We start from the raw sequence: 21,885 nt of genomic DNA, 5'->3' as shown, positions 1-21,885 counted from the left end.
GAACCTGAGTTAGCACCAAAACAAAGGCCACGCCGTGATGGCGTGGCCTTTGGAACCTTCGGCAAGACACCGCCTCGCCAGCCTGGCGAGGCACGGCGTCCGCGTCGTCGTCAGAGGTTGTAGACGATATTGGTGGTGGCCAGCGTGTCGGTCTTCTTCACGCCCGGCAGCACGGTGCTGTGGTGACGCACTTCGTAACCGACCTTGAGCGACAGCTTCTTGGTCATGCTCACGACCAGGCCCGCATCATCCTGGAAGTACTTGTCCTTCGAACCCGCTTCCATCAGGAACGTGTTGTCGAAGGTGGTGTTCGCGGTCAGCCGGTACTTGTAGTTGACCAGGCCACGGGCCACGGCCTCTTTCTGCCGGTTCTGCGAGTACGGCTGGCTGACGCCATTCACCGTGATGGTGGTGTCGGCTGGCTGGTATTCCTTGAAACCGGGACCGATTTCGAACGACAGCTCGGTGCTCTGCGTCTTCAGCGCGATGTAGCCGTAGCCGATGGAGACGATCGCCGACCAGGTGTTGGCGCCAAAATCATCGTGCTCGTAGCGGCCGGCGCCGACGATGTAGCTGCGCGGGTCGAGCTTGTAGCCCACCGACGCGCCACCGTCATATCGATTGGCCGTGGTGTCGTACTTCTTGGTGTAGGTGCCATTCGGCTGCTGCACCTTCACCTGGGTCTTCGAGCGCAAGGCGTCGAGGAAGAAGCTGTTCTTCCATTGCGCGTTTTCCTGGTTGAGACCCAGCTTGGCATCCAGGTTCTGCGAACGGGTATTGCCGGTGGTGGAGGCGAAACCCAGTTCGCCCGAACCGGTCCAGTCACCATTGGATTGTGTCGAGGTGGTCTGCGCCTGCACGGCGAAGCAAGCGAGGGATGAAAGCAGAAGACTGGCAAGCAGGGTTTTTTTCATGGGGGTAAATTCCTTGTATGTTAAATTCATGTTGGACGAGCACCTTAGCCTGAAGGCTTGAATCCGGCATGAACACTTCTAGCCGGCTTCACCTGGCACCGGCGGTGCATCGTGCATGTGCCTGATCGCGGTCTCGTGCAAATGGAGATCGATACCCCGACCCCAGACACAAGACACCGCAGCCGCCAGCATCAGCCAGCGTCCGTCGCTACTGCCGGGCAGCAGCAGCAACACAAGGCATGGCACCGCGTAAGTCATGCCTGCTGCAAGAAAACGTTGCCGCCAACGGGACAGCACATCGCGCCCCGTCACCGACTGCCAACGTACGCCTTCGACCAATCCGGACAGCAAGGCCAGCATCAGCAGGCCGATGGTCCACGCCCGGGTATCGGTGCTGTGCACATCCGGGTTTTGCAGAATCACGCAGAGCATCAGCCAGAGGCCGCCGCCGTAGCAGGCGGCGATCACCCGTTCCACCGGAAGCGGCACCATCTGCCGCGGCGGACTGGCAGCATCGCCACGCCGCGACTGATAGGCCAGACAGGCGAGACTGCATGCAACCAGCCCGGCACTGAGCAGCCGGGTCGCCCAGAAATCGTTATCGCCACGAGCCAGGCCCGCCACACCGAGCGCCGGCAGATAGCAGGCCAGCGCCAGCAGGGTTTCGCGACTGGGCCGCAACCCCGAATCTAGTCGCCAGCCGCTCCAGCCACGCAGCAACGGCACCCGCAAGGTGGCCAGCAACGGCCCGAGACTGACGAACAGCGCCCCCAGCAGCAACGGCACCAGCACCGGACCGCGGCCCTCGCTGTAAACCCTCATCGTCAGCAGCGCGCCCAGCAACACCCACACGCCATAACCGCTGATGACAAGAGCGTACAGCAGGGCTGCGACCCGTCCGCTCGGGGGCCTGGTTTGGTCGGGCATGCCGTCCTCATGTTGCCGGGGTGGGAGTCATGCCGGGCTTGCAGCCACGGCGTTGCATCCCCATGCTACACAAGCCCGCCCACGATGACCTCCCCCATGGATCGCTACGAGCGCATTCTTACCCTGCATCGCGTGCTGAAGTCGGCGCATTACCCGGTGCCGTTGCCGAAACTGATGGACGAGCTGGAATGCTCGCGTGCCACGCTGTACCGGGACATCGCCTTCCTGCGCGACGCGCTTGGCGCACCGATCGAAAGCGCCAGTGGCGAGCATGCCGCCTTCCGCTATGAGCTGCGTGACGGCGAGCGGTTCGAGCTGCCCGGCCTGTGGCTCACCTCGGACGAACTGGCCGCACTGCTGGCGCTGAACGAGCTGATCGGACGCAGCGGCCCGGGCGTGCTGGCCGGGGCCTTGGCACCGTTCAAGGCGCGCATCGAACACCTGTTGTCCGACCAGGGCAGCGGCAAGGCACTGCCGATCGAGCGTATCCGGGTGATCCCCTGGGGCGAGCGCCAGCTGGACCAGCATGTATTCCGCGTCGTCGCCGGTGCCGTGCTCGAACGCAGGCAGCTGCGCTTCCGCTACCGCGCCCGCACCACCAACAGCGACAGCCGGCGCACGGTGTCGCCACAGCGCCTCACCCACTACCGCGACAACTGGTATCTGGACGTATGGGACCACGACCGCGAAGCCCTGCGCAGCTTTGCGGTAGACCGCATCGCCGAGCCACAGGCACTGGATACCGCGGCAACCGACGTTGCCGAGGCCCAGCTCAATGACACGCTGGCCTCCAGCTACGGCATCTTCGCCGGCGCACCGAAGGCCTGGGCGACCATCCGGTTTTCGGCCCACGCCGCACGCTGGGTCGCCGACGAACACTGGCATTCGCAGCAGAAAGGCAGTTGGCTGCCGGACGGCCGCTATGAACTGCAGCTGCCCTATTCGAACTCGAAGGAACTGCTGATGGACGTACTGAAGTACGGTCCCGATGCGGAGATCGTGGCACCGCTGCCGTTGCGCGAAGAAATGAAGTCGCTGCTGCACCTGGCCCTGTCGGGCTATCAGTCCGTGCCACGCTGAGCCGTCCATGGACGAGATCGCCACCGTCAGCGGGAATACCCAAAGCAAGCCTACCGTGGCGCTTGCGCTGGGTGCGGGCGGCGCGAAAGGGCTGGCGCACATCGGGGCGATCGAGGAACTCGAGGCCCAGGGCTTCGACATCGTGGCCATTGCCGGCAGTTCGATGGGCGCGCTGATCGGCGGCATCTACGCGGCCGGCAAGCTCGAGGTATACCGCGACTGGGTCGTCACCCTGGACAAGTTCGATGTACTGAAACTGGTCGACTGGACGCTCTCGGGCGGCGGCCTGATCAAGGGCGAAAAGCTCATCGGCACCCTGCTCGACATGGTCGGCGATGCACTCATCGAAGAGTTGCCGATTGCATTCACCGCGGTGGCGACCGACATTGATCGCGAGCGCGAGCTGTGGCTCAGCCGCGGTTCGCTGTTCGACGCCATCCGCGCGTCGATTGCGATCCCCACGATATTCCGCCCGCACCATGTGAAGGGGCGCCGGCTGGTCGACGGCGGCCTGCTCAATCCGGTGCCGGTCACACCACTGATCCGCGAGCCGGCCGACTATCTGGTGGCGGTGAGCGTGGACGGCGCGCCCGAATCCTCGACCCCCGAGAATCTGGACGAGAACGAGCGGACACCGCAGCGCCATGGCCTGCTTCGCCGGCTGCTGCCGCTGGGCGGTGACAGGGCCGCCGACGACAAGGTGACGGAACCGGGCATGCTCGAACTGCTCGGCCGCTCGATGGACCTGATGCAGGCCAACCTGGCGCGCCTGCGCCTGTCCGCCTACGAACCCGACGTGCTCATCCAGCTGCCGCGCAATGTCTCGACCGCCTACGAGTTCTACCGCGCGCGGGAACTCATCGAACTTGGCCGCGAACGTACCCGCGAGGTACTGGACAGCTGGCGGCAACGCCACGCCCGCCTGCCCCGCGCCTGAATCCGGCGTCGCCGCACAGCGTCATGCCGGCCCGTGTGTGGTCAGCCAGTGTTCCAGGTAGGCCTTCAGCACCACGGCATTGTTGTGCTCCTCGTCGCGCGCGCCGAACAGCAGGGTCACCCGCTGGCGCCGCGACTGCTGGGCCAATGGGCGCCAGAGATCGACCTGGTCATCCAGTTCGCTCGCATAGCGATGACGGAAGCCTTCCCAACGCGCCGGATCGTGCCCGAACCAGCCTCGCAGCGCCGCGGATGGGGCCAGCTCGCGCAACCACAGGTCGACCGCGGCGTCTTCCTTTTTGAGTCCGCGAGGCCACAGGCGGTCGACCAGCACGCGCACGCCATCCGAGCGCTCTGCCGGCTCGTAGACGCGTTTGATGCTGATGCCCACGGCTGACCTCCTGCACGGGGTCTTCCAGCATACGCCGCCAAGTCCAGGTGAACATGATCCATGTCACCCGGCAATCAGCCGCTTCAGTCTTCCTCGACCCGGGTCACCTTGCCCCGACGCATCAGCCAGGCCACGCCACGCAGGTCGGCCAGACCCACCCACAGGCGGTCGAGCATGCCGTACTTCGACGTACCGGCGGTGCGCGGCCGGTGACCGACCGGCACGCTCTGGCTCTGGAAGCCGGCGCGCTTGACCAGCGCCGGCAGGTAGCGATGCATGTGATCGAAATAGGGCAGGCGCAGGAACACCTCGCGCTCGAACAGCTTCAGCCCGCAGCCCGTGTCGGGCGTGGCGTCCTTGAGCATGCGCGAGCGCACCGCGTTGGCGATCTTCGATGAAATGCGCTTGTTGAAACTGTCGCGCCGGGTGGTGCGCCAGCCGGCGAACAGCTTCACCTCCGACGCAGCCGCCGACCGGGCAGAGAGCAGGTTGGGGATATCGGCCGGATCGTTCTGGCCGTCGCCGTCCAGGGTGGCGATCCACGGCGACGCCGCCGCGCGCACGCCATTCCATACCGCCGTGCTCTGGCCGCTGCGGGTGACATGGTGCAGCACGCGCAACTCCGGATGCTGGGCCTTCTGCGCGGCCAGCACGGCGCGGCTGTCATCGGCGGAATCGTCGTCGACGTAGATCACTTCGTAGTCGACCTTGCCGCGCAGGGCAGCGGCGATTTCGGCCAGCAACGGCGGAATGTTGTCGCGCTCGTTGAAGACCGGCACGACGATGGAAAGCTGGGGCATGACTGTGTTACCTGGAAAAAAATGAGTGCAGCACGGCGAGCGATGCGATGGAGCAGGGTTGCGGGCCGACGACCCTCAACTTCCGTTCCTCTCCACGCGCTCCCCGCCTTTCAGCGCAACTTGCCGAGGATGCCGTCAAGCTCGTCGTTGCTGTGGTAATGGATCACCAGCTTGCCACGACCACCGCGCCCCTGCGCCAGTTCGACCCGGGTCGCGAAACGCTCGGCCAGCTCGCGCTCCAGTGCATCGATATTGGGATCGCGTGCTGAGGATGCCTTCGCCTTGCCCTTCGGCGCGGTCTGCGCCTTGCGTGCGGCGTCTTCCAGTTCACGCACCGACCAGCCCAGGGTGGATGCCTGCCGCGCCAGGGTCAGGGCGATGGCTTCGTCCAGGGTCACTAGGCAGCGGGCATGCCCCATTTCGAGTTTGCCATCGTCAAGCAGGCGCTTGATCGGTGCAGGCAGCTCGGTAAGGCGAAGCAGGTTGGACACCGAGGCGCGCGAACGACCCACCGCGTCGGCAGCCTGCTGATGGGTGAGGCCGAAATCGTCGATCAGACGCTTCAGCGCGTCGGCCTCTTCCAGCGGGGTCAGGTCTTGGCGCTGGATGTTCTCGATCAGTGCCATGGCCGGCACGGCGGCCTCGGTCACGTCCTTCACCAGCGCCGGGATCTCGCTCATCTGCGCGCGCTGGGCGGCGCGCCAGCGGCGCTCGCCGGCAATCAGCTCGTAGCTGTTCTTGCCGATGGCACGGACCACCACCGGCTGGATCAGGCCCTGCGCCTTGATCGATGCGGCCAGCTCGTCCAGCGCGTCTTCGTTCCAGTGCCGGCGCGGCTGATACTTGCCGGGCTGGATCTGCTGGATCGGCAGGGTCCGCAGCTCACCTTCCTGCTCGCCTGTCGCCACCGTGGCGGCAGCACCTTCGCCGCCCAGCAGGGCATCGAGCCCGCGTCCCAGACCTCGTTTCTTCGCAGCGGCCATCGGCTTCCTAATGCTCCTGGTGTGGATACGACGCAGCCTCGGCCACGTCTTCGTGTACGCCGTCATCGTGCATGTCGTGCAGCGCATTCACCGCCGCCTGTGCACCGCGTTCACGGCGGATGATCTCGCCGGCCAGGCCAATGTAGGCGATCGCGCCGCGCGAGCTGCGGTCGTACAGGTGGATCGGCTGGCCATGGCTCGGCGCCTCGGCCAGACGCACGTTGCGGGGAATGATCGAACGCAGCACCTTGTCGCCGAAGTGCGCGGTGAGCTGCGCCGAGACTTCGTTGCCGAGGTTGTTGCGCACGTCGTACATGGTCCGCAGCAGGCCTTCGATCTCCAGCGAGGGATTCAACCGCTGGCGCACGGCACTGACCGTTTCGAGCAGGCTGGAAAGTCCTTCCAGCGCGAAATATTCGCACTGCACCGGAATCAGCAGGCCATCGGCGGCGGCCAGCGCGTTGAGGGTCAGCAGATGCAGCGACGGCGGACAGTCGATCAGGATCGTGTCGTAGCGCGCAGCCACCTTGGCCAGCTGTTCCTTCAGGCGGCTCTCGCGGGCCAGCGCGTCCATCAGCTTGAGTTCGGCGGCGGTCAGGTCACCGTTGCCGGGCAGTAGGTCGTAATGCGCCTCGGTGGTGACGATGACCTGCTCGATCGGTGCCTCGTCCAGCAGCACTTCGCAGCCGTTCGGCTTGGCGTCCCGCTTGTCCACGCCCGACGCCATGGTGGCATTGCCCTGCGGATCCAGGTCGACCAGCAGCACCCGGCGCTTTGCCGCGGCCAGTGCAGCAGCAAGATTGACGGCGGTAGTGGTCTTGCCGACACCACCCTTCTGGTTGGCGACGGCGATGATGCGGGCCATGGGTCGTGGGTACCGTACGCGATCGAAAGGAGGGCTAGATTAGCAGGGCCGCTCTTGCGATGGGCCGGTGCCGGCATCACCGGCCGAGCACGACCAGCCGACGCTCGGCGTCCAGCCCCGGTACCGCCAGTGCATGCATGCCGCGGACCGCGAAGCCGGGCGGGATCCCAGGAAGCTCGTCGTCGGGTGCCCGCCCCTTCATCGCCAGCCAGGTCCCTTGCGGCGCCAACAGGTGGCCGCCCCAGCCCAGCATGTCGGCCAGGCTGGCAAAGGCACGCGCGGTAATGCAGTCGAACTGCCCCTCCACGTCCTCGACCCGCGATTGCACCGCGCGCACCCCTTCGAGCCTGAGCGCGCGGATCGCTTCGCGCAGGAAGCGCACCTTCTTGCCATTGGAATCGACCAGCAACACCTGCCGCCCCGGTGCCGCGATCGCCAGCGGAATGCCCGGCAGGCCGGGCCCGGTGCCGAGATCGGCCAGGGTCGCACCCTCGACGAACGGCAGGATCGCCAGCGAATCGAGCAGATGCCGGGTGACCATCTCGGCCGGGTCGCGGATCGCGGTGAGGTTGTACGCGCCGTTCCAGCGCTCCAGCAGCGCCTGGTAGTCCAGCAGGCGTTCCAGCGCACCGGCCGGCAGCGTCAGGCCAAGCGCGGCCACGCCCTGTTCGAGCTGGCGGTGCAGGTTGGCGCGTGCGGTCATGCGGACGGTCCGTAGCTGGGGCGGACCGTGCAGTATCCGGCCGGACCGCCAAAAAGGAAAACCCGCCGTAGGGCGGGTGAAGTGGACAATTTCCCCCCGCGCGGGCGCTCTCGGGCAGCCCTGCGCAATCCTGCGGATGGATCAGGCGAGCTCCAGCTCCACCCGGGTCACCATCACGCCGCGCTCGCGCAACAGGCCATTAAGGCTCTGCTTGAGCGCCGTACCCAGCGCCTGTCCGTCCGGATGGGCCTGCGTCTCGCCCTGCAAGGCTTCCAGCGCGCCATGACGGATCAGCTGATCGGCCTGATCGATCATGGCGTCGGCACGTTCCGGCTCCAGCACCTGCCAGTACACCGTACCGCGCACATCGCGCGCGTCGGCCAGCGGCTGCTCGAAGCGCAGCACCCGTCCACCCAGATCGATACGATGCGCCACCCGGTCCAGCCAGGGCAGCACCACATGCGTACCCGGCTGCAGCAAGCGCAGCGGCTTGCCGTGGCGGTGCAGGCTGTAGACCTGGCCCACAGGCACTCGCTTCACCGCGCTGAATGCGATGGCGGCAAGCGAAAGCAGTAGGGCGGCCCAGAGGATCATATATAAAACAATACTTTACAGTTTGTTTTTAGCGTTGATTGAGTAGAAACAGTCTACAGGCGATTGAACCTGTTTGGATTAATTTTTATTTAACGACGATCCATGGCGTATTTCAAGCCTCCACGTACACTCCGCAACGGATATGAGCGACAGATCACGCATCAGCACCCACTGTCCCGTCGGCGTGATCGTCATGGGCGTCTCCGGCAGCGGTAAAAGCAGTATCGGCAGGACCCTGGCAAAAACTGAGGGCTGGCCGTTTCTCGAAGGCGACGACCTGCACCCGCCCGGCAACATCGCCCGCATGCGCGCCGGCCTGCCGCTGCGCGATGCCGACCGCGCACCGTGGCTTGCGGCCGTGCGCGACTGGATCGCCAGCCACCTGCACGAAGGACACAGCGCGGTGGCGGCCTGCTCGGCACTGAAGCGCGATTACCGCGACGTGCTGCGCCAGGCCGGGGCGCTGCGCTTCATCTGCCTGTCGGTGCCGACCACCGAGCTGGCACGCCGGATGCAGCAACGCGAGCACTTCATGCCGGCGTCGCTGCTGGACAGCCAGCTCAGCACACTGGAGCTGCCGGGCCCGGACGAAAATGCGCTTGTGCTGCAACCCGCCGCACCGGACGAACTGGTCGCCCGGGCGCGGCAATGGCTGGCTGTCACGACACAGCGTGCCTGACGTGGTCGCGCCCGATCCGGACGCGATCGGTTGCGATCAGAAGCGCCCGGCGCGGAAGTCGGCGATCGCCTCGTGGATCTGCTCGGGCGTGTTCATCACGAACGGGCCGTAGCGCGCCACCGGCTCCTGCAAAGGCTTGCCTGCGACCAGCAACACCCGCGTGGGAGACTCGCCACCGGCAACCGTCACACTCTCGCCCTCGGAAAGCACCGCCAGCTCGCTGCGCCCGAGGCGCGCGCCGGCCACCTCGGCGGCTTCGCCGTCGAACACATAGGCAAAGGCCTGATGCCCGGACGGCAGCGGAATGACCGCCCGCGCGCCCGGATCTAGCGCAAGGTCGAGGTAGATCGGCGCGGTGGCAATGCCTTCGACCGGGCCGGTGACACCCGCCATTTCACCTGCGATCACCTTTGCCTGCACGCCCTCGGCCAACTGCACGGAAGGAATCCGTCCGGGGGCGATGTCCTGGTAGCGCGGTGCGGTCATCTTGTCTTTCGCCGGCAGGTTCACCCATAGCTGGAAGCCCCACATCAGGCCGTTCTCCTGCTGCGGCATCTCCGAATGCAGGATGCCGCGTCCGGCGGTCATCCACTGCACGCTGCCGGGACCGAGGTCGCCGCGGTTGCCGTGGTTGTCGCCGTGACGCATGTGGCCGGCCAGCATGTAGGTGACCGTCTCGAAGCCGCGGTGCGGATGCTCGGGGAAGCCGGCGATGTAGTCGTCGGCGCTGTCGGAACGGAACTCGTCCAACAACAGGAACGGATCCAGCGTGTCCAGCATCGGCTGGCCGATGATGCGCTTCAGCTTGACCCCGGCACCGTCGGCAGTGTCGACGCCGCGCACGCGATGGCGGATATGGCGCTCGCTCATGATCTGACTCCTGTGGAAACGATGGCGCCAAGATGCGCTCATCGACCTCGCGATCCAAGTCGTGCCGGCGGAACGGATTGTTTCGCCAGCACTACAAGGCCCGGCGTGAGGGAAGAGAAACTGCGAAGCCAGGAGAACACCGGGCGAACAATGCCTGCCTGGCGCCCTTAGACCATGTCTTTCGCTTGTCCCTAATGCACCCAGTGACCGCTGCGCTGGCGCGGTGGCGTGCGTTCGCCCCCATCGGCATGCTGGACAGCGGCATCGACTTCGGCCTCGGTGACCGGGTGCTGGTACCAGTAGCTGTTCACGGCGAGCAGCACCGCCGGCAGTTGCGACAGGCATTCGTCGTACTCGTCCTCGGTGAGCCGTTCGAACTCGGCTTCGGCACTGAGGATGCCTTCATCCACTGCCAGCGCCATCACCGGACCGAGCATTTCCATCAGCGAGGGGTCGTCAGCCAGACGCTTCTCCCACAGCCCCGCGCGCAGGTCGATGCCGCGGCTGAAGCCCTCGCACCAGCCCGCGGCGGACAGCACCATGCCGGCATCGGTTTCCACTTCGCCGAGAATCGGCTCGTAGGCATCCAGTTCCAGCTCGGCACTGATCGAGTCGTTGAGCTTGGCCAGCAATGCCAGCACCCGGTTGCCTTCGTCCTCGTCGGTGAAGGGTTCATGCAGGATCTCGGGCAGCCACTCTTCCGGCAGCACCTGCATCGGCCCGACGGTCAGCGCGCTGAGCATGCCGTGCACGCCGTCAAGCAGCAGGCGGCCGTCGCCCTCCTGGGCATGGGCGCGCAGGTAGCGATCGAGTTCGTCCAGTTCGTTGTCGTCCAGCGAGCTGGGCCAATCGGCTTTGTCAGTCATCAGATATCCAGGTCCAGCGTTACCGGCGTGTGGTCGGAAGGACGCTCCCAGCGACGGGGCGTACGGTCGATGGCCGCCGCCATGGCTGCCGGCTTCAGCGCTTCGCCGATCAGGATCAGGTCGATGCGCAGGCCCATGTTGCGCCGGAACGCCGCCTGCCGGTAGTCCCACCAGCTGAAGTGGCCGGCCTCCGGCTCGAACAGCCGGAAGCTGTCGTGCAGGCCCAGGTCGGTGATCGCTTTCAGCGCGGCGCGCTCGGGCGGCGAACACAGGATGTCCTCGCCCCAGCCGACCGGGTCATAGACGTCGCGGTCGTCAGGCGCGATGTTGAAGTCGCCCAGCACCACCAGTTTCGGATGACGCTGCAGTTCGGCGGCGAGAAACTCACGCACACGCTCCAGCCAGTGCAGCTTGTAGACGTACTTCTCGTCGTCGACCGCCTTGCCGTTGACCACGTACAGGTCGACCACCCGCAGGTCGCCCACGGTGGCGGCGAGGATGCGCCGCTGCGGATCGTCCAGGCCAGGAATATCGGTCACCACGTCGCGCGGTTCGTCGCGGGCAATGATCGCCACACCGTTGTAGGTCTTCTGCCCCGCATAGACACTGCGGTAACCGGCGGCGGCCAGCTCGTCGACGGGAAACTTCGCGTCTTCCAGCTTGGTTTCCTGCAGGGCCACCACGTCCGGCCTGGCCTCTTCCAGCCATTGCAGCAGGTGCGGCAGACGCACCTTCAGCGAATTCACGTTCCACGAAGCGATTTTCATGACGCCATTGTAGGCGATGCGGCAAATCGGGCGAATGACAGCCCGGTCGCGATGCCCACGTCATCGCATTGTCACGTCGTACAGCACAGCCAGCACGCAGCTGGCCGGGTCATGTCCCGGCCATGCTTTCCGCATTCGCCCCGAAACGTGACCTCTGGCCTGCTTGACTTCGCTCCATGTGTATTGTTGTATTGATACACATGAACGCTTCGCTGCTCACCATCCAGCCCACCGCACCCGAGCCGATCTATCGCCAGATCGTCGAGCAGTTGCGCCGGCTGATCGCCAGCGGCCAGCTCGTACCCGGCGAACTGCTGCCGTCGGTGCGCGAGGTGGCCGGTTTCCATGCGATCAACCCGATGACGGTATCGCGGGCCTACGGCATCGCCGAGGGCGAAGGCCTGCTCGAACGCCTGCGCGGCAAGGGTATGGCGGTAGCCGCCACGCACAAGGCCGCGCATACGCAGACCCAGCGGCTGGCCCTGCTGGAACCGCAGCTGCAGGCACTGGCGCGCCAGGCCCGCGAGCTGGAACTGCCCGCCGAACCGGTATTGCGCCGGCTGACCCGGTTGCTGGAGGACTGAAATGTCGCCATGCCGCCACGCCAGCCGCGGATGACCCACAGCTCCGCAATCTCGCGGCCCTGGCCGCACTGCCATTGAACGACATCGAGGGAAGAACGATGAACGCCATGCTCAAGGAAAACGATCAGGTCGCCGTCACTCCGCTCGCCGTGCACGGCCTTATGCATTGCTACGAAGGCAGCAACGTGCTGACCGGCGTGGACCTGGCGCTGGAGCCGGGCAGCGTGCTCGGCTTGATCGGCCGCAACGGCGCCGGCAAGTCGACCCTGATCCGCGCCATGCTGGGTCTACTCGAACCGATGGCCGGCGAGGCGCGCATCTTCGGCGAACCCGCGCTGAAGCTTTCCGACGCGGCCAAGGCGCGCCTGTCCTACGTGCCGCAACAGCCCGAAGCACTGCCCTGGCTCACCGCGCAGCAGATGCTCGACTTTGTCGGCCGGTTCTATCCGCGCTGGGACGCCCACTTCGCTAAAAACACGCTGGAGCGCTGGAAGATCGCGCCGAACAAGCTGCTGGCCAAACTCTCGCCGGGCGAGCGCCAGCGCGTCGACCTGATCCGCGCCCTGGCCTCGCAGCCGGAGCTGCTGGTGCTGGACGAACCGGCCGCCGCGCTCGATCCGGTGGCGCGCCGCGAACTGCTGCGCGAGGTGGCGCTGCGCGCGGGCGAGTCGGGCACCACGGTGCTGTTCTCCACCCACATCGTGTCCGACCTGGAACGGGTCGCCTCGGACGTCGCCTTCCTGCACGAAGGCCGGCTGCTGCTGCGCTGCGAGGTGGACGAAACCAAGGAACGCTACGCCCGCCTGTGGCTGCCGCCGCGCATGAGCGCCGCCGCGCCCGGCGCGTCGCTCAGCCATCGTCGCCATGAAGACGGCAGCCTCAGCCTGGTGGTGGAACGCGACGAACACGGCCAGTGGCCGGAAGCCGCGCAACTTCCCGGCGCGCGCATCGACGCGCTCGGCCTGGAAGACCTGTTCGTGGAGATCGCGGAATGAACCCGGCACAGCTACTGGCACTGCCATGGATGGCGCTGTCGAAAACCGTGCGCAATGCGGCTTGGGGCACGACGCTGGGCATCGCCGTCACTGCACTGCTGATCTGCATCCTGACCCATGCATCAGCGCACGTATCCGATGCCACCTGGCTCAGCACGGCCAGCCATGGCATGGCCTTGCTCGACTGCTTCCTGTGGGCAGGCGTGCTGTCGCAACCGCTGCTGCTGGCACGCGAAGCCTATCGGTTGCGGATGCCGAGCCTGGGTCGCTCCGTGATCGCCAGCCTCGTGCTGTATGCGTTGCTGACCATCGCACTGCCTGCCCTGTGGCTGGCCTGGCTCGCGCATGGCAACGCCATGGCCACGCTGGTGCAACTTGCCCTGGGTGCCGGCCTCGGCATGGCCTACGCCACGCTGCCGGCCTATCTGGGGATTTTCGTGATATTCGTGCCGATGCTGCACGATCAGCTGGCACGCTGGCTGCCCATGCCGATCAATGCCGCCGGGCGCTTCCTGGCCTGGGCCGTGCCCTCTGCGGTGCTGCTGTGGCTGCTGATTGCCGGGTTCTGGCGCCTCGCGATACGTCGCGATTATGGGCTGCATGGCTTGCATCGACCGATCCTGCTCCAACTGCGCAACAACATTTGGTACGGCCGCAGAGGCGGCAACTCCGCCGGGCATCGATTGATAAGTCAGCGCGCACGTTGGCTCCAGCCCAGCGTCAGCTTGCGCGACTGCGGCCCAGGTCATCCGTTGCGCAGCCTGCGCGTGGCGCTGGGCGGATGGGGCATGCCGCAGACCACAGCCAGCCGCGTCCGTCAGGCGGGCTTGCTGCTGGCTGGCTTGCTGTTCATCGGCTTGACCATCACTTTGCCATTGAGCGGCGATGACATGCACAAAAGTCTGCTGTCGGCCGCAAACGGCGCGAACACGCTGCTGTTCGCCATCGTCGTCCTGCTCAATCCGCTGCTGGCCATCATCCACATCAAGCAGTTGCAACATCGCTGGAGCAGGCACAGTGCCGAGCTGCCGCTGCTGGCGCTGTTGCCCGGCATGGGCGATAGCGGACACGTGCGGAGCAAGGTGCTGGCAGCCACCCTGCTGCCGGTGCTGGTGGTGCAAACCGTGCTGTTGCCGGTGACCCTGCTGCTGGCGGGCCAGCTGCATATCAATGCTGCCGGCTGCGCCCTGTTGCTGCTCGCCCAGCTGGCCGGCATGGCCATCCTGGTGGCCTTCGGCCTGGCGGTGCTTGGCCACGTCGACCACGGTCGCTGGTGGCTGGTCGCCTACGGCTATGCACTTATGAACATTACCTGCGGTCTGGTACTGCCGTTGTTCGGCGATCCCCAGGCGCTTGCATGGAGACCGCTCGTAGCCATGGTGATCGCGGTGCTGTGGGCGACCTTCCTGACCCTGCTGATACGACTGGCGCTGCACGGCTGGCGCGAGCTGCAACGCCTTCCGCACCCATTCATGCCCAGCGCATGAGTCATGGGAACAGACGATGACCTGCGCTGTCTCTGTGCTGACGACGCGACATGGCCATGTGTCGCAAGCGCGGTTGGCATGGATGCACATGGCCGGCAAGATGACCGCCGCGAAGGTATCGATCCGCCTTTCACACCGGGACGCGAGGCACGCATCCCTTATCGCAACTGATACAAGGAAAGCACGATGAAGAAGCGAGCGCTCCGCCTGACGGCGGCAATTTCACTGGCCCTGGCCGCGACCGGCGCGATGGCCGCCACGCATGAAGCCGACGTCACCCGCGCCACCCTGGACAACGGCCTGCGGGTGGTGATCGTGCGCGACACGCTGGCCCCGGTGGTGACCACCGAACTCAACTACCTGGCCGGTTCCGACGAAGCGCCGGCGGGCTTCCCGGGTACCGCGCACGCGGTGGAGCACATGATGTTCCGCGGCAGTCCCGGCCTCAGCAAGAACCAGCTGGCGGCGATCGCGGCGAACATGGGCGGCGCCTTCAATGCCGATACCACGCAGGGCGTGACGCAGTACTACTTCGTGGCGCCGTCGCAGGACCTGGATGTAGCCCTGCATGTGCAGAGCCTGCGCATGCGCGGCGTGGACATGAGCCCGAAGGAGTGGTCGAAGGAGCGCGGCGCGATCGAGCAGGAAGTCTCGCGCGACCTGTCCAGCCCGGATTTCAAGTTCTATACCCAGTTGCTGCAGCAGATGTTCGCCGGCACGCCGTATGCGCATACGCCGCTGGGCACGCGGCCTTCGTTCAACAAGACCACCGCGGGCATGCTCAAGCACTTCCACGACACCTGGTACGCGCCGAATAACGCGATCCTGGTGATCGCCGGCGACGTCGACCCCACCGCCACGCTGGCGAAGGTGAAGTCGGAATTCGGCGACATCCCGCGCAAGACGATTCCGGCACGGCCCCGCTTCGACTTCAAACCGGTCGAGGCGAAGACGGTGAAGCTGCCGACCGACAGCCCCTACGGCTCGGTCTACCTGAGCTACCGCATGCCCGGGCTCACCTCGAAGGATTACGCCACCGCGCTGGTGCTGAGCCAGGCAATGGGCTCGCAGCGGGCCGCGCTGGCCGGCATGCGCTTCGACGGTACCGCGCTGTACGGCGGCTTCTTCGACCAGGCCATGCCGCATGCCGGCGTGGGCATGGCGGTGGGCATCTTCCCCAAGGGCGGCAACCCGCAGCCGATCCTGACCCGGATGCAGACGATCCTGGCCCAGGCCGCCAGCAAGGGCATCGACCCGTCGCTGGTCGACGCGGCCAAGCGAAAGGCCATCGCCGCGCTGGAATTCAAGAAGAACTCGGTGGACGGCCTGGCCAATGCCTGGTCGTCGGCACTGGCTTTCCAGGGTCTCGAATCGCCGGATGAGATGAAGCAGGCGATCGAGGCAGTGACCCCGGCCGCAGTGAACGCGCTGGCCAGGGCCACCTTCGAGCCGGCCCACGCGATCACCGCCATCCTCACCCCGGAAAGCTCTGGCAAGCCGGTCGCGGGCAAGGGCTTCGGCGGCGCCGAGAGCTTCGCCAGCACGCCGGACAAGCCGGTGCAGCTGCCGGCCTGGGCGGCCAAGGCCTTCGGCAAGCTGGAGGTACCGCGCTCCACCCTGCACCCGACCCGCTACGTGCTGCCCAACGGGCTGACCCTGATCGTGCAGCCGGAGTCGGTCAGCAACACGGTGGAGCTGTACGGCAGCATCAAGACCAACGAAGACCTGCAGTCGCCCAAGGGCGAAGAGGGTGTGGCCGACGTGCTGGACGGCCTGTTCCCGTTCGGCACCGAGCACATGAACCGGCTGCAGTTCCAGCGCGCGCTGGATGAGATCAGCGCCCATGTCGACGCCGGTTCCAGCTTCTCGCTGTCGGTGCCATCAGCGCACTTCGCCCAGGGCGTGCAGCTGCTGGCCGACAACGAACTGCATCCGGCCCTGCCGGCGCAGGCATTCGCGGTGGTGCAGCACCAGACCGCGGGTGAAGTGGCCGGCGCCCTGCAGTCGCCCGGCTTCCTGTTCCGCTACGGCCTGAACAAGGCGCTGCTGCCCGCGCACGATCCCTCGCTGCGCCACGCCACGCCGCAGGGCGTGATGGGCCTGAGCCTGGACAAGGTCAGGCAGTACTACGCCAGGACCTTCCGTCCTGACATGACCACTATCGTGATCGTGGGCAAGGTCGACCCGGCACAGGCGAAGCAGGTCGTGGAGCAGGCCTTCGGCGGCTGGAAGGCGACCGGGCCAAAACCCGACACCCACTACGCTGCCGTACCGGCGAACAAGCCCGGCAAGCTGCATGTGCCCGACAGCAGCGCGGTACAGGACACTGTGACGATGGCCCAGACCATCGACGTAACCTGGAACGACCCGGCACGGTTCGCCATCAACCTGGGCAACCAGGTGCTGGGCGGCGGCTTCTATGCCTCGCGGCTCACCCGCGATCTGCGCGAAAAGCACGGCCTGGTCTACACCGTCGGCGTCGGTTTCTCGCCCGAGAAACATCGCGGCACCTACAGCGTCTACTTCGGCTGCGATCCGGACAAGGTCAGCGCAGCCAGCGCCATGGTGGTGCGCGACCTGAAGCAGATGCAGCAGCAGCCGGTGACCGAGACCGAGCTGAAGCAGGCCAAGGGCATCCTGCTGCGGCGCATTCCGCTGGGCGAATCCAGCTTCAGCGCGATCGGCGGACAGCTGCTGACGCTGTCGATGGAAGGCAAGCCGCTGGATGGCATGACCCTCGCCGGCCAGCACTACCTGGCGTTGACCGCACCGCAGGTGCAGCAGGCGTTCGCCAGGTACGTGCGCCCGGACGGACTGGTCACCGCAGTGAAGGGACCGGCGCCGAAGAACTGAGGTCTGCCCGAAGGCCAGCCGGATGCGCACCCCGCATCCGGCTGGCACCACCATCCGCAGCAGCACCCTACCCTCGCAACCGGTCGACGACGATATGTCCGCTCCTTCGATACGATATGCCATTCGCGCGATGCCCTTGCGGGAACAATCACGCGATACCTATCGCGTGGTGTTGTTTCTGCTTATTCCCGCGAGTACTGCGCTGCTGCTCTGGTTCATGCACTGGCCAGTGATCGTGCTCGTCGGCTGCTGCGCCGGCATGCTTCCCTCGCTGGTCGGCGGCACCCCTTCGCGCATGCGCATCGCCACCGGCGATCAGGCACGCATCGAAGCGTGGCTCTCGGGACACCGGCATAGAATGACGATCACAGGCTGGGTTCCGTCAGTGCCGCGCGCCTTGTATTTCGACAGCCAGACCGTGCGCTGCGCCGGCGGCGAGGTGATCGGACCACGAATCACGCTGCGGGCGCTGCGCCGCATGTTGGAAGCCGGCACGAACATGTCCGCATGATGCGCTAATCCCGCCAATCTGGGCCGCGGACCCATGCCATAACTCACATAGGCAGCATCGCACCGAACTGCTAGCGTGGCGGTTTTCCGCCCGCGTCACGAGGTTCAGCCATGCTGAAGCGCTCCCATCTATTGCTGTCCCTGGCGGCAGCAGCCTTCATTCCCGCCGCGTTTGCCGGCACCCTGCCCGGGTCGCACCCGACCGATCCGCGCATCGAGCACCTGCTGAACCAGCTCGGCAAGGTGCAGCGGATCGGCGAGGTGGCCATTTCGCCGAATGGCCAGCAGCTGGCCTGGACCATGTCGGTGAAGCACAAACCGGTGATCGAAGTGGCCGATGCCAACGGCCGGCACGCGCACACACTGGAGGTCGGCTCGAAGCTGGCTGAGTGCAACAAACGCGATATCGCCTGGTCGCCGGATTCGCGTCACCTGGCTTTCATCGCCGACTGCAGCCACGACCTCACCAACACCAAGGCGATGCACAACGATGTCTACCTGAGCGACGTCGGCAGCCGCAAGGCGCCCCGCGAGCTGGCCGCGCTGAGCGGTTTCGCGCGCGCGCTGGCCTGGACCCGCGACGGCAAGTCGCTGGGCTTCCTGTTCGTGCCCGGCGCTACCCGTCATGCGCGCGCCACCGCGGCCGGCAAGCCGCAGGTGGGCGTGATCGGCGAGGGCGACATCCAGATCCAGCATGTGGCGCGTCTGGACGTAGCCAGCGGCAAGGTCGACATCCTGACGCCCAGCTCGCTGTACGCCTATGAATTCGGCTGGTCGCCGAACGGCTCGCGCATCGCCTACACCGCCGCGCCGCCGCCGGGCGACGACAACTGGTGGATCGCCAAACTGTACGTGCAGGACGCGCGGGCCAAGGCCACGCCGCGCGTGATCGTCGACACCGCCACGGTGAAGGGTTCGCTGCACGGTCTGCAGATGGCGCTGCCGCGCTGGTCGCCGGATGGTTCGTGGATCGCCTTCATCGGCGGCCTGATGAGCGACCAGGGCGCCACCGGCGGCGACCTCTACCGCGTGCCGTCGATGGGTGGCGCGGTGAGCAACCTGACGCCGGGCATCCACGTCACGCCGGAATGGTTCGCATGGTCCTCGCCGCAGTCGCTGCTGGTCAGCCAGAATGCCAAGGGCAAGGTGCAGCTGGCCGAATACCAAGTGCACGGCGACCGTGCCACCGCGCAGGCACCGTACTTCACGCTGCCGGCGATGATCGGAGACGGCCGTGCTGTGCTGTCGGTTTCGCTGTCGGCCGGCCACAAGAGCGTGGCCTTCGAGCAGAGCTCGTTCGAGCATGCCCCGGAAGTGCACGCCGGTCCGCTCGGCGCCACCCCGCCGCCCGCGGTCACCGCGTACAACGCCAGCCTGAAGCCCAGCTGGGGCAAGGCGGTTTCGGTGGAATGGACGAACGAAGGCCGCCAGGTGCAGGGCTGGCTGCTGTACCCGGCCCACTTCGATCCGCACAAGACCTACCCGATGATCGTCAACGTGCACGGCGGCCCGGCCTGGGGCGTGCTGTCCAGCTGGCCCGGCACCCGCGCGATGTACGCCGCCACCGGCTATTTCGAGTTCATGCCCAACCCGCGCGGCAGCTTCGGCCAGGGTGAGGCCTTCGTGCAGTCCAACCGCCGCGATTTCGGCTACGGCGACCTGCGCGACATCCTCGCCGGCATCGATGCGGTGGAGAAGATGGCTCCGGTCGACGACCATCGCCTCGGCCTGACCGGCTGGAGCTATGGCGGCTTCATGAGCATGTTCGCGCCGACCCAGACCCACCGCTTCCGTGCCGCCGTGGCCGGTGCGGGCCTGTCCGACTGGCAGAGCTATTACGGCGAGAACCGCATCGACCAGTGGATGATCCCGTACTTCGGTGCCTCGCTGTACGACGATCCGGCGGCCTATGCGCGGAGCTCGGCGATCAACTTCGTGAAGAACGTGAAGACCCCGACGCTGATCGTGGTCGGTGACCGCGACGAGGAATGCCCCGCACCGCAGTCGTTCGAATACTGGCATGCCCTGAAGACGCTCGGCGTACCCACCCAGCTGGTGGTTTACCCCAACGAGGGCCACGCCTTCAGCAACCCGGCACATATCCGGGACGTGCTGCAACGCTCGCTGGACTGGTTCGCCAAGTACCTCCCCGCGACGAAGTAAGTAATGACCCGTTGTCGCTGCAACATGCAGCGACATGTGGGTGAAACGAAACAAGGGCGTCGATCCTGCAGGATCGACGCCCTTTGTTCATGCGTGCATCGCGGATGCACACCGGTCGTTCAGAACAGACTGCCCTGCGGCGATACTTCGCGCGGCGGCACGAAGCGCGAAGTATCCAGCCGCAACTCGCGCGCACGCCCGTAGCCGTGCCGGCGGCAGGCCACCTCGAAGCGCCGGCGCAGTAGCTCGGCGAACACGCCCTGGCCGCGCATGCGGGTACGGAAATCGCTGTCGTAGTCGCGCCCACCGTTCATCTGCCGCACCAGGCTCATCACGTGTTCGGCACGCTGCGGCGCGTGCAGCGCCAGCCATTCGCGGAACAGCTGCTTCAACTCCCACGGCAGGCGCAGCACGGTGTAGCCGGCGCAGCGGGCGCCTGCGTCGTGGGCGCGTTCCAGCACCGCCTCCAGGTCGCGATCGTTGAGCGCGGGAATGATCGGCGCCACCAGCACGCCCACCGGTATGCCGGCTTCGGCCAATGCACGGATTGCCTGCAGGCGTCGGTGCGGCGCACTGGCACGCGGTTCCAGCTTCGCCGCGAGCCGGTTGTCCAGCGAGTTCACCGAGACGAACACCTGCACCAGGCGCTCGCGCGCCATCGGCGCAAGAAGGTCGATGTCGCGCTCGACCAGCGCGTTCTTGGTGACGATGGTGCACGGGTGCCGGCTGCCGGCCAGCACTTCCAGCGCGGCGCGGGTCAGCCGCCAGCGCTTCTCCACCGGCTGGTAGGGGTCGGTGTTGCTGCCGATGTTGATCGGCCTGGGCATGTAGCCGGGTTTCGCCAGTTCGGCACGCAGCACCTCGGCGAGGTTGCCCTTGGCACGGATCCGGGTTTCGAAGTCCAGCCCGGGCGACAGGTTGAGATAGCTGTGGCTGGGACGGGCGAAGCAGTAGATGCACCCATGCTCGCAACCGCGATAGGGGTTCATTGCCTGCTCGAAGGCGATGTCGGGCGAATCGTTGCGGGTGATCACGCTGCGTGCCCGTTCGTCGGTGACTTCGGTACGCGGACGCGGTGCCTCGTCGTCGAGCAGCAGGCTCTGCCAGCCGTCGTCCTCGGCGTGATGGCGAATGGACTCGAAGCGCCCCTCCGGATTGGAGGCGGCGCCCCGGCCCTTGAATGCACGCGGTTGCGATTCGGTCATCGGCGCATGGTGCGCCGCTGGCGTCTCAGGACAGGCGACATCCCGGCAGACGCCACCCTGTCACCGCTTTCGTGCTGTTGCTGGAAGCGTGCCGGTTCAGCCGCGCGGCGCGCCGATCGGCAACACCGTGCGCTGCTGCGAATCGTTGATGATCTCCGCCGCCGACAGGTAGAACGCCAGCACCGCGGTCAGCAGCCCCATGTAACCGCCGGCATGGTGCAGGCCGGCCATGCCGGTCCATTCACCGGCCGCGAGCAGGAAGAAGGTGATCCACAAGGACAGGAAAACCAGCTGCAACGCGCGTGGCGCCCGCAGGGTGCCCAGCCACATGTAGAAAGTGAACACGCCCCACAGGAACAGGTACCAGCCCACGAACGCAGCGGGCACCTTGTCGTGCAGGAACAGCACGAACAGCGCGAACGACCACCAGAAGGCGCCGTAACTTATGAAGGCGGTGGCACCGAAGGTATTGCCCCGCGGCAATTCCATCACCCCGGCGATCGCCTGCGCGGTGCCGCCGTAGGCCAGGGCGCAGGCCAGCACCATGCCCATCGCCTCGCCGCCGAACCAGCCGGCGTTGATCATGCTGAGCAGCCAGGTGGTCAGCGCAAAGCCGGCCAGCCCCAACGGGGCCGGATTGGAAAATTTCGCTTGCGTGCTTGCATCGCTCATCGTGAACTTCTCCGTGGTCGGTTCGTGGTCGTCGCGGCCAT

22 protein-coding genes are annotated in these 21,885 nt (G+C 66.2%); 9 read left to right on the top strand and 13 right to left on the bottom strand.

Annotated elements, in window-relative coordinates:
- Window positions 1-110: 110 nt before the first annotated feature.
- Both RA164_RS00195 and RA164_RS00190 read right to left on the bottom strand, forming a co-directional pair.
- A complete protein-coding gene (locus RA164_RS00195) occupies window positions 111-914 on the bottom strand; it encodes a DUF481 domain-containing protein (RefSeq protein ID WP_329741981.1) in 804 nt (267 codons plus the stop codon).
- Between the two features lie 78 nt (window positions 915-992).
- Entirely contained in the window at window positions 993-1,841 is an 849-nt protein-coding gene (locus RA164_RS00190; RefSeq protein WP_329741980.1) for a hypothetical protein, read from the bottom strand.
- Between the two features lie 96 nt (window positions 1,842-1,937).
- Between RA164_RS00190 and RA164_RS00185 the strand changes: the two genes are divergently transcribed.
- Together RA164_RS00185 and RA164_RS00180 are read left to right on the top strand one after the other, a co-directional pair.
- On the top strand, window positions 1,938-2,921 hold the full coding sequence (locus tag RA164_RS00185) for a helix-turn-helix transcriptional regulator (RefSeq protein WP_329741979.1): 984 nt from the start codon (window positions 1,938-1,940) through the stop codon (window positions 2,919-2,921).
- A 7-nt stretch (window positions 2,922-2,928) separates the two neighbouring features.
- Window positions 2,929-3,858 carry a patatin-like phospholipase family protein gene (locus RA164_RS00180; protein WP_329741978.1) on the top strand — a complete coding sequence of 310 codons (930 nt, stop codon included), beginning with the start codon at window positions 2,929-2,931 and terminating at the stop codon, window positions 3,856-3,858.
- A 21-nt stretch (window positions 3,859-3,879) separates the two neighbouring features.
- Here the strand turns inward: RA164_RS00180 and RA164_RS00175 are convergent, their stop codons facing one another.
- From RA164_RS00175 to RA164_RS00150, 6 genes are all read right to left on the bottom strand, one after another.
- On the bottom strand, window positions 3,880-4,248 hold the full coding sequence (locus RA164_RS00175) for a DUF488 domain-containing protein (protein ID WP_329741977.1): 369 nt from the start codon (window positions 4,246-4,248) through the stop codon (window positions 3,880-3,882).
- Between the two features lie 83 nt (window positions 4,249-4,331).
- A complete protein-coding gene (locus tag RA164_RS00170) occupies window positions 4,332-5,048 on the bottom strand; it encodes a glycosyltransferase (protein WP_329741976.1) in 717 nt (238 codons plus the stop codon).
- Between the two features lie 110 nt (window positions 5,049-5,158).
- Window positions 5,159-6,031 carry a ParB/RepB/Spo0J family partition protein gene (locus tag RA164_RS00165; RefSeq protein WP_329741975.1) on the bottom strand — a complete coding sequence of 291 codons (873 nt, stop codon included), beginning with the start codon at window positions 6,029-6,031 and terminating at the stop codon, window positions 5,159-5,161.
- A 7-nt stretch (window positions 6,032-6,038) separates the two neighbouring features.
- On the bottom strand, window positions 6,039-6,896 hold the full coding sequence (locus tag RA164_RS00160) for a ParA family protein (protein ID WP_329741974.1): 858 nt from the start codon (window positions 6,894-6,896) through the stop codon (window positions 6,039-6,041).
- A 76-nt stretch (window positions 6,897-6,972) separates the two neighbouring features.
- Entirely contained in the window at window positions 6,973-7,599 is a 627-nt protein-coding gene (gene rsmG, locus RA164_RS00155; protein WP_329741973.1) for a 16S rRNA (guanine(527)-N(7))-methyltransferase RsmG, read from the bottom strand.
- Window positions 7,600-7,740: 141 nt separating this feature from the next.
- Window positions 7,741-8,193 (bottom strand): SPFH domain-containing protein, encoded by a 453-nt coding sequence (locus RA164_RS00150; RefSeq protein ID WP_329741972.1) that lies wholly within the window; start codon window positions 8,191-8,193, stop codon window positions 7,741-7,743.
- Between the two features lie 142 nt (window positions 8,194-8,335).
- Between RA164_RS00150 and RA164_RS00145 the strand changes: the two genes are divergently transcribed.
- Complete coding sequence (locus RA164_RS00145) at window positions 8,336-8,872, top strand: gluconokinase (protein WP_329741971.1); 537 nt, start codon at window positions 8,336-8,338, stop codon at window positions 8,870-8,872.
- Between the two features lie 36 nt (window positions 8,873-8,908).
- On the opposite strand, the gene RA164_RS00140 is transcribed toward RA164_RS00145, so the two are convergent.
- The 3 genes from RA164_RS00140 to xth form a co-directional block, all read right to left on the bottom strand.
- Window positions 8,909-9,742 carry a pirin family protein gene (locus tag RA164_RS00140; RefSeq protein ID WP_329741970.1) on the bottom strand — a complete coding sequence of 278 codons (834 nt, stop codon included), beginning with the start codon at window positions 9,740-9,742 and terminating at the stop codon, window positions 8,909-8,911.
- A 191-nt stretch (window positions 9,743-9,933) separates the two neighbouring features.
- The gene (locus RA164_RS00135; RefSeq protein WP_329741969.1) at window positions 9,934-10,608 is read right to left on the bottom strand and encodes a YecA/YgfB family protein; all 675 of its coding nucleotides are present in this window, start codon (window positions 10,606-10,608) and stop codon (window positions 9,934-9,936) included.
- Window positions 10,608-11,375 carry an exodeoxyribonuclease III gene (gene xth, locus RA164_RS00130; RefSeq protein ID WP_329741968.1) on the bottom strand — a complete coding sequence of 256 codons (768 nt, stop codon included), beginning with the start codon at window positions 11,373-11,375 and terminating at the stop codon, window positions 10,608-10,610. The genes RA164_RS00135 and xth overlap by 1 nt, the downstream gene beginning before the upstream one ends.
- A gap of 200 nt (window positions 11,376-11,575) precedes the next feature.
- Between xth and RA164_RS00125 the strand changes: the two genes are divergently transcribed.
- The 6 genes from RA164_RS00125 (at window position 11,576) to RA164_RS00100 (ending at window position 19,967) form a co-directional block, all read left to right on the top strand.
- Complete coding sequence (locus RA164_RS00125; RefSeq protein ID WP_329741967.1) at window positions 11,576-11,959, top strand: GntR family transcriptional regulator; 384 nt, start codon at window positions 11,576-11,578, stop codon at window positions 11,957-11,959.
- A gap of 98 nt (window positions 11,960-12,057) precedes the next feature.
- Window positions 12,058-12,954, top strand: a complete 897-nt coding sequence (locus tag RA164_RS00120) for an ABC transporter ATP-binding protein (protein ID WP_329741966.1) — start codon at window positions 12,058-12,060, stop codon at window positions 12,952-12,954.
- On the top strand, window positions 12,951-14,441 hold the full coding sequence (locus tag RA164_RS00115; RefSeq protein ID WP_329741965.1) for a hypothetical protein: 1,491 nt from the start codon (window positions 12,951-12,953) through the stop codon (window positions 14,439-14,441). The genes RA164_RS00120 and RA164_RS00115 overlap by 4 nt, the downstream gene beginning before the upstream one ends.
- A gap of 186 nt (window positions 14,442-14,627) precedes the next feature.
- Window positions 14,628-17,294 carry a M16 family metallopeptidase gene (locus RA164_RS00110; protein WP_329741964.1) on the top strand — a complete coding sequence of 889 codons (2,667 nt, stop codon included), beginning with the start codon at window positions 14,628-14,630 and terminating at the stop codon, window positions 17,292-17,294.
- Between the two features lie 22 nt (window positions 17,295-17,316).
- Window positions 17,317-17,805 (top strand): hypothetical protein, encoded by a 489-nt coding sequence (locus RA164_RS00105; protein WP_329741963.1) that lies wholly within the window; start codon window positions 17,317-17,319, stop codon window positions 17,803-17,805.
- A 110-nt stretch (window positions 17,806-17,915) separates the two neighbouring features.
- Window positions 17,916-19,967, top strand: a complete 2,052-nt coding sequence (locus RA164_RS00100) for a S9 family peptidase (protein WP_329741962.1) — start codon at window positions 17,916-17,918, stop codon at window positions 19,965-19,967.
- A 119-nt stretch (window positions 19,968-20,086) separates the two neighbouring features.
- On the opposite strand, the gene RA164_RS00095 is transcribed toward RA164_RS00100, so the two are convergent.
- Together RA164_RS00095 and RA164_RS00090 are read right to left on the bottom strand one after the other, a co-directional pair.
- On the bottom strand, window positions 20,087-21,172 hold the full coding sequence (locus RA164_RS00095) for a PA0069 family radical SAM protein (protein WP_329741961.1): 1,086 nt from the start codon (window positions 21,170-21,172) through the stop codon (window positions 20,087-20,089).
- A 96-nt stretch (window positions 21,173-21,268) separates the two neighbouring features.
- Window positions 21,269-21,844, bottom strand: coding sequence for an acetate uptake transporter (locus tag RA164_RS00090; RefSeq protein WP_329741960.1), 576 nt, complete (start codon window positions 21,842-21,844; stop codon window positions 21,269-21,271).
- Window positions 21,845-21,885 lie beyond the last annotated feature (41 nt).

Source organism: Dyella sp. A6 (assembly GCF_036320485.1).
GTDB lineage: Bacteria > Pseudomonadota > Gammaproteobacteria > Xanthomonadales > Rhodanobacteraceae > Rhodanobacter_A > Rhodanobacter_A aluminiiresistens.
Note: the sequence above shows the minus strand (reverse complement) of the source record. Positions and strands in the feature narration are given on the sequence as shown.

What these genes read in the sequence shown, in the direction of transcription:
- xth (WP_329741968.1), bottom strand. Translation starts at nt 11,375, where the DNA reads ATGAAAATCGCTTCGTGGAACGTGAATTCGCTGAAGGTGCGTCTGCCG.
- RA164_RS00180 (WP_329741978.1), top strand. Translation starts at nt 2,929, where the DNA reads ATGGACGAGATCGCCACCGTCAGCGGGAATACCCAAAGCAAGCCTACC.
- RA164_RS00105 (WP_329741963.1), top strand. Translation starts at nt 17,317, where the DNA reads ATGCGCACCCCGCATCCGGCTGGCACCACCATCCGCAGCAGCACCCTA.
- RA164_RS00190 (WP_329741980.1), bottom strand. Translation starts at nt 1,841, where the DNA reads ATGCCCGACCAAACCAGGCCCCCGAGCGGACGGGTCGCAGCCCTGCTG.
- RA164_RS00090 (WP_329741960.1), bottom strand. Translation starts at nt 21,844, where the DNA reads ATGAGCGATGCAAGCACGCAAGCGAAATTTTCCAATCCGGCCCCGTTG.
- RA164_RS00140 (WP_329741970.1), bottom strand. Translation starts at nt 9,742, where the DNA reads ATGAGCGAGCGCCATATCCGCCATCGCGTGCGCGGCGTCGACACTGCC.
- RA164_RS00120 (WP_329741966.1), top strand. Translation starts at nt 12,058, where the DNA reads ATGAACGCCATGCTCAAGGAAAACGATCAGGTCGCCGTCACTCCGCTC.
- RA164_RS00095 (WP_329741961.1), bottom strand. Translation starts at nt 21,172, where the DNA reads ATGACCGAATCGCAACCGCGTGCATTCAAGGGCCGGGGCGCCGCCTCC.
- RA164_RS00150 (WP_329741972.1), bottom strand. Translation starts at nt 8,193, where the DNA reads ATGATCCTCTGGGCCGCCCTACTGCTTTCGCTTGCCGCCATCGCATTC.
- RA164_RS00125 (WP_329741967.1), top strand. Translation starts at nt 11,576, where the DNA reads ATGAACGCTTCGCTGCTCACCATCCAGCCCACCGCACCCGAGCCGATC.
- RA164_RS00100 (WP_329741962.1), top strand. Translation starts at nt 17,916, where the DNA reads ATGCTGAAGCGCTCCCATCTATTGCTGTCCCTGGCGGCAGCAGCCTTC.
- RA164_RS00165 (WP_329741975.1), bottom strand. Translation starts at nt 6,031, where the DNA reads ATGGCCGCTGCGAAGAAACGAGGTCTGGGACGCGGGCTCGATGCCCTG.
- RA164_RS00135 (WP_329741969.1), bottom strand. Translation starts at nt 10,608, where the DNA reads ATGACTGACAAAGCCGATTGGCCCAGCTCGCTGGACGACAACGAACTG.
- RA164_RS00110 (WP_329741964.1), top strand. Translation starts at nt 14,628, where the DNA reads ATGAAGAAGCGAGCGCTCCGCCTGACGGCGGCAATTTCACTGGCCCTG.
- RA164_RS00170 (WP_329741976.1), bottom strand. Translation starts at nt 5,048, where the DNA reads ATGCCCCAGCTTTCCATCGTCGTGCCGGTCTTCAACGAGCGCGACAAC.
- rsmG (WP_329741973.1), bottom strand. Translation starts at nt 7,599, where the DNA reads ATGACCGCACGCGCCAACCTGCACCGCCAGCTCGAACAGGGCGTGGCC.
- RA164_RS00185 (WP_329741979.1), top strand. Translation starts at nt 1,938, where the DNA reads ATGGATCGCTACGAGCGCATTCTTACCCTGCATCGCGTGCTGAAGTCG.
- RA164_RS00195 (WP_329741981.1), bottom strand. Translation starts at nt 914, where the DNA reads ATGAAAAAAACCCTGCTTGCCAGTCTTCTGCTTTCATCCCTCGCTTGC.
- RA164_RS00145 (WP_329741971.1), top strand. Translation starts at nt 8,336, where the DNA reads ATGAGCGACAGATCACGCATCAGCACCCACTGTCCCGTCGGCGTGATC.
- RA164_RS00160 (WP_329741974.1), bottom strand. Translation starts at nt 6,896, where the DNA reads ATGGCCCGCATCATCGCCGTCGCCAACCAGAAGGGTGGTGTCGGCAAG.
- RA164_RS00115 (WP_329741965.1), top strand. Translation starts at nt 12,951, where the DNA reads ATGAACCCGGCACAGCTACTGGCACTGCCATGGATGGCGCTGTCGAAA.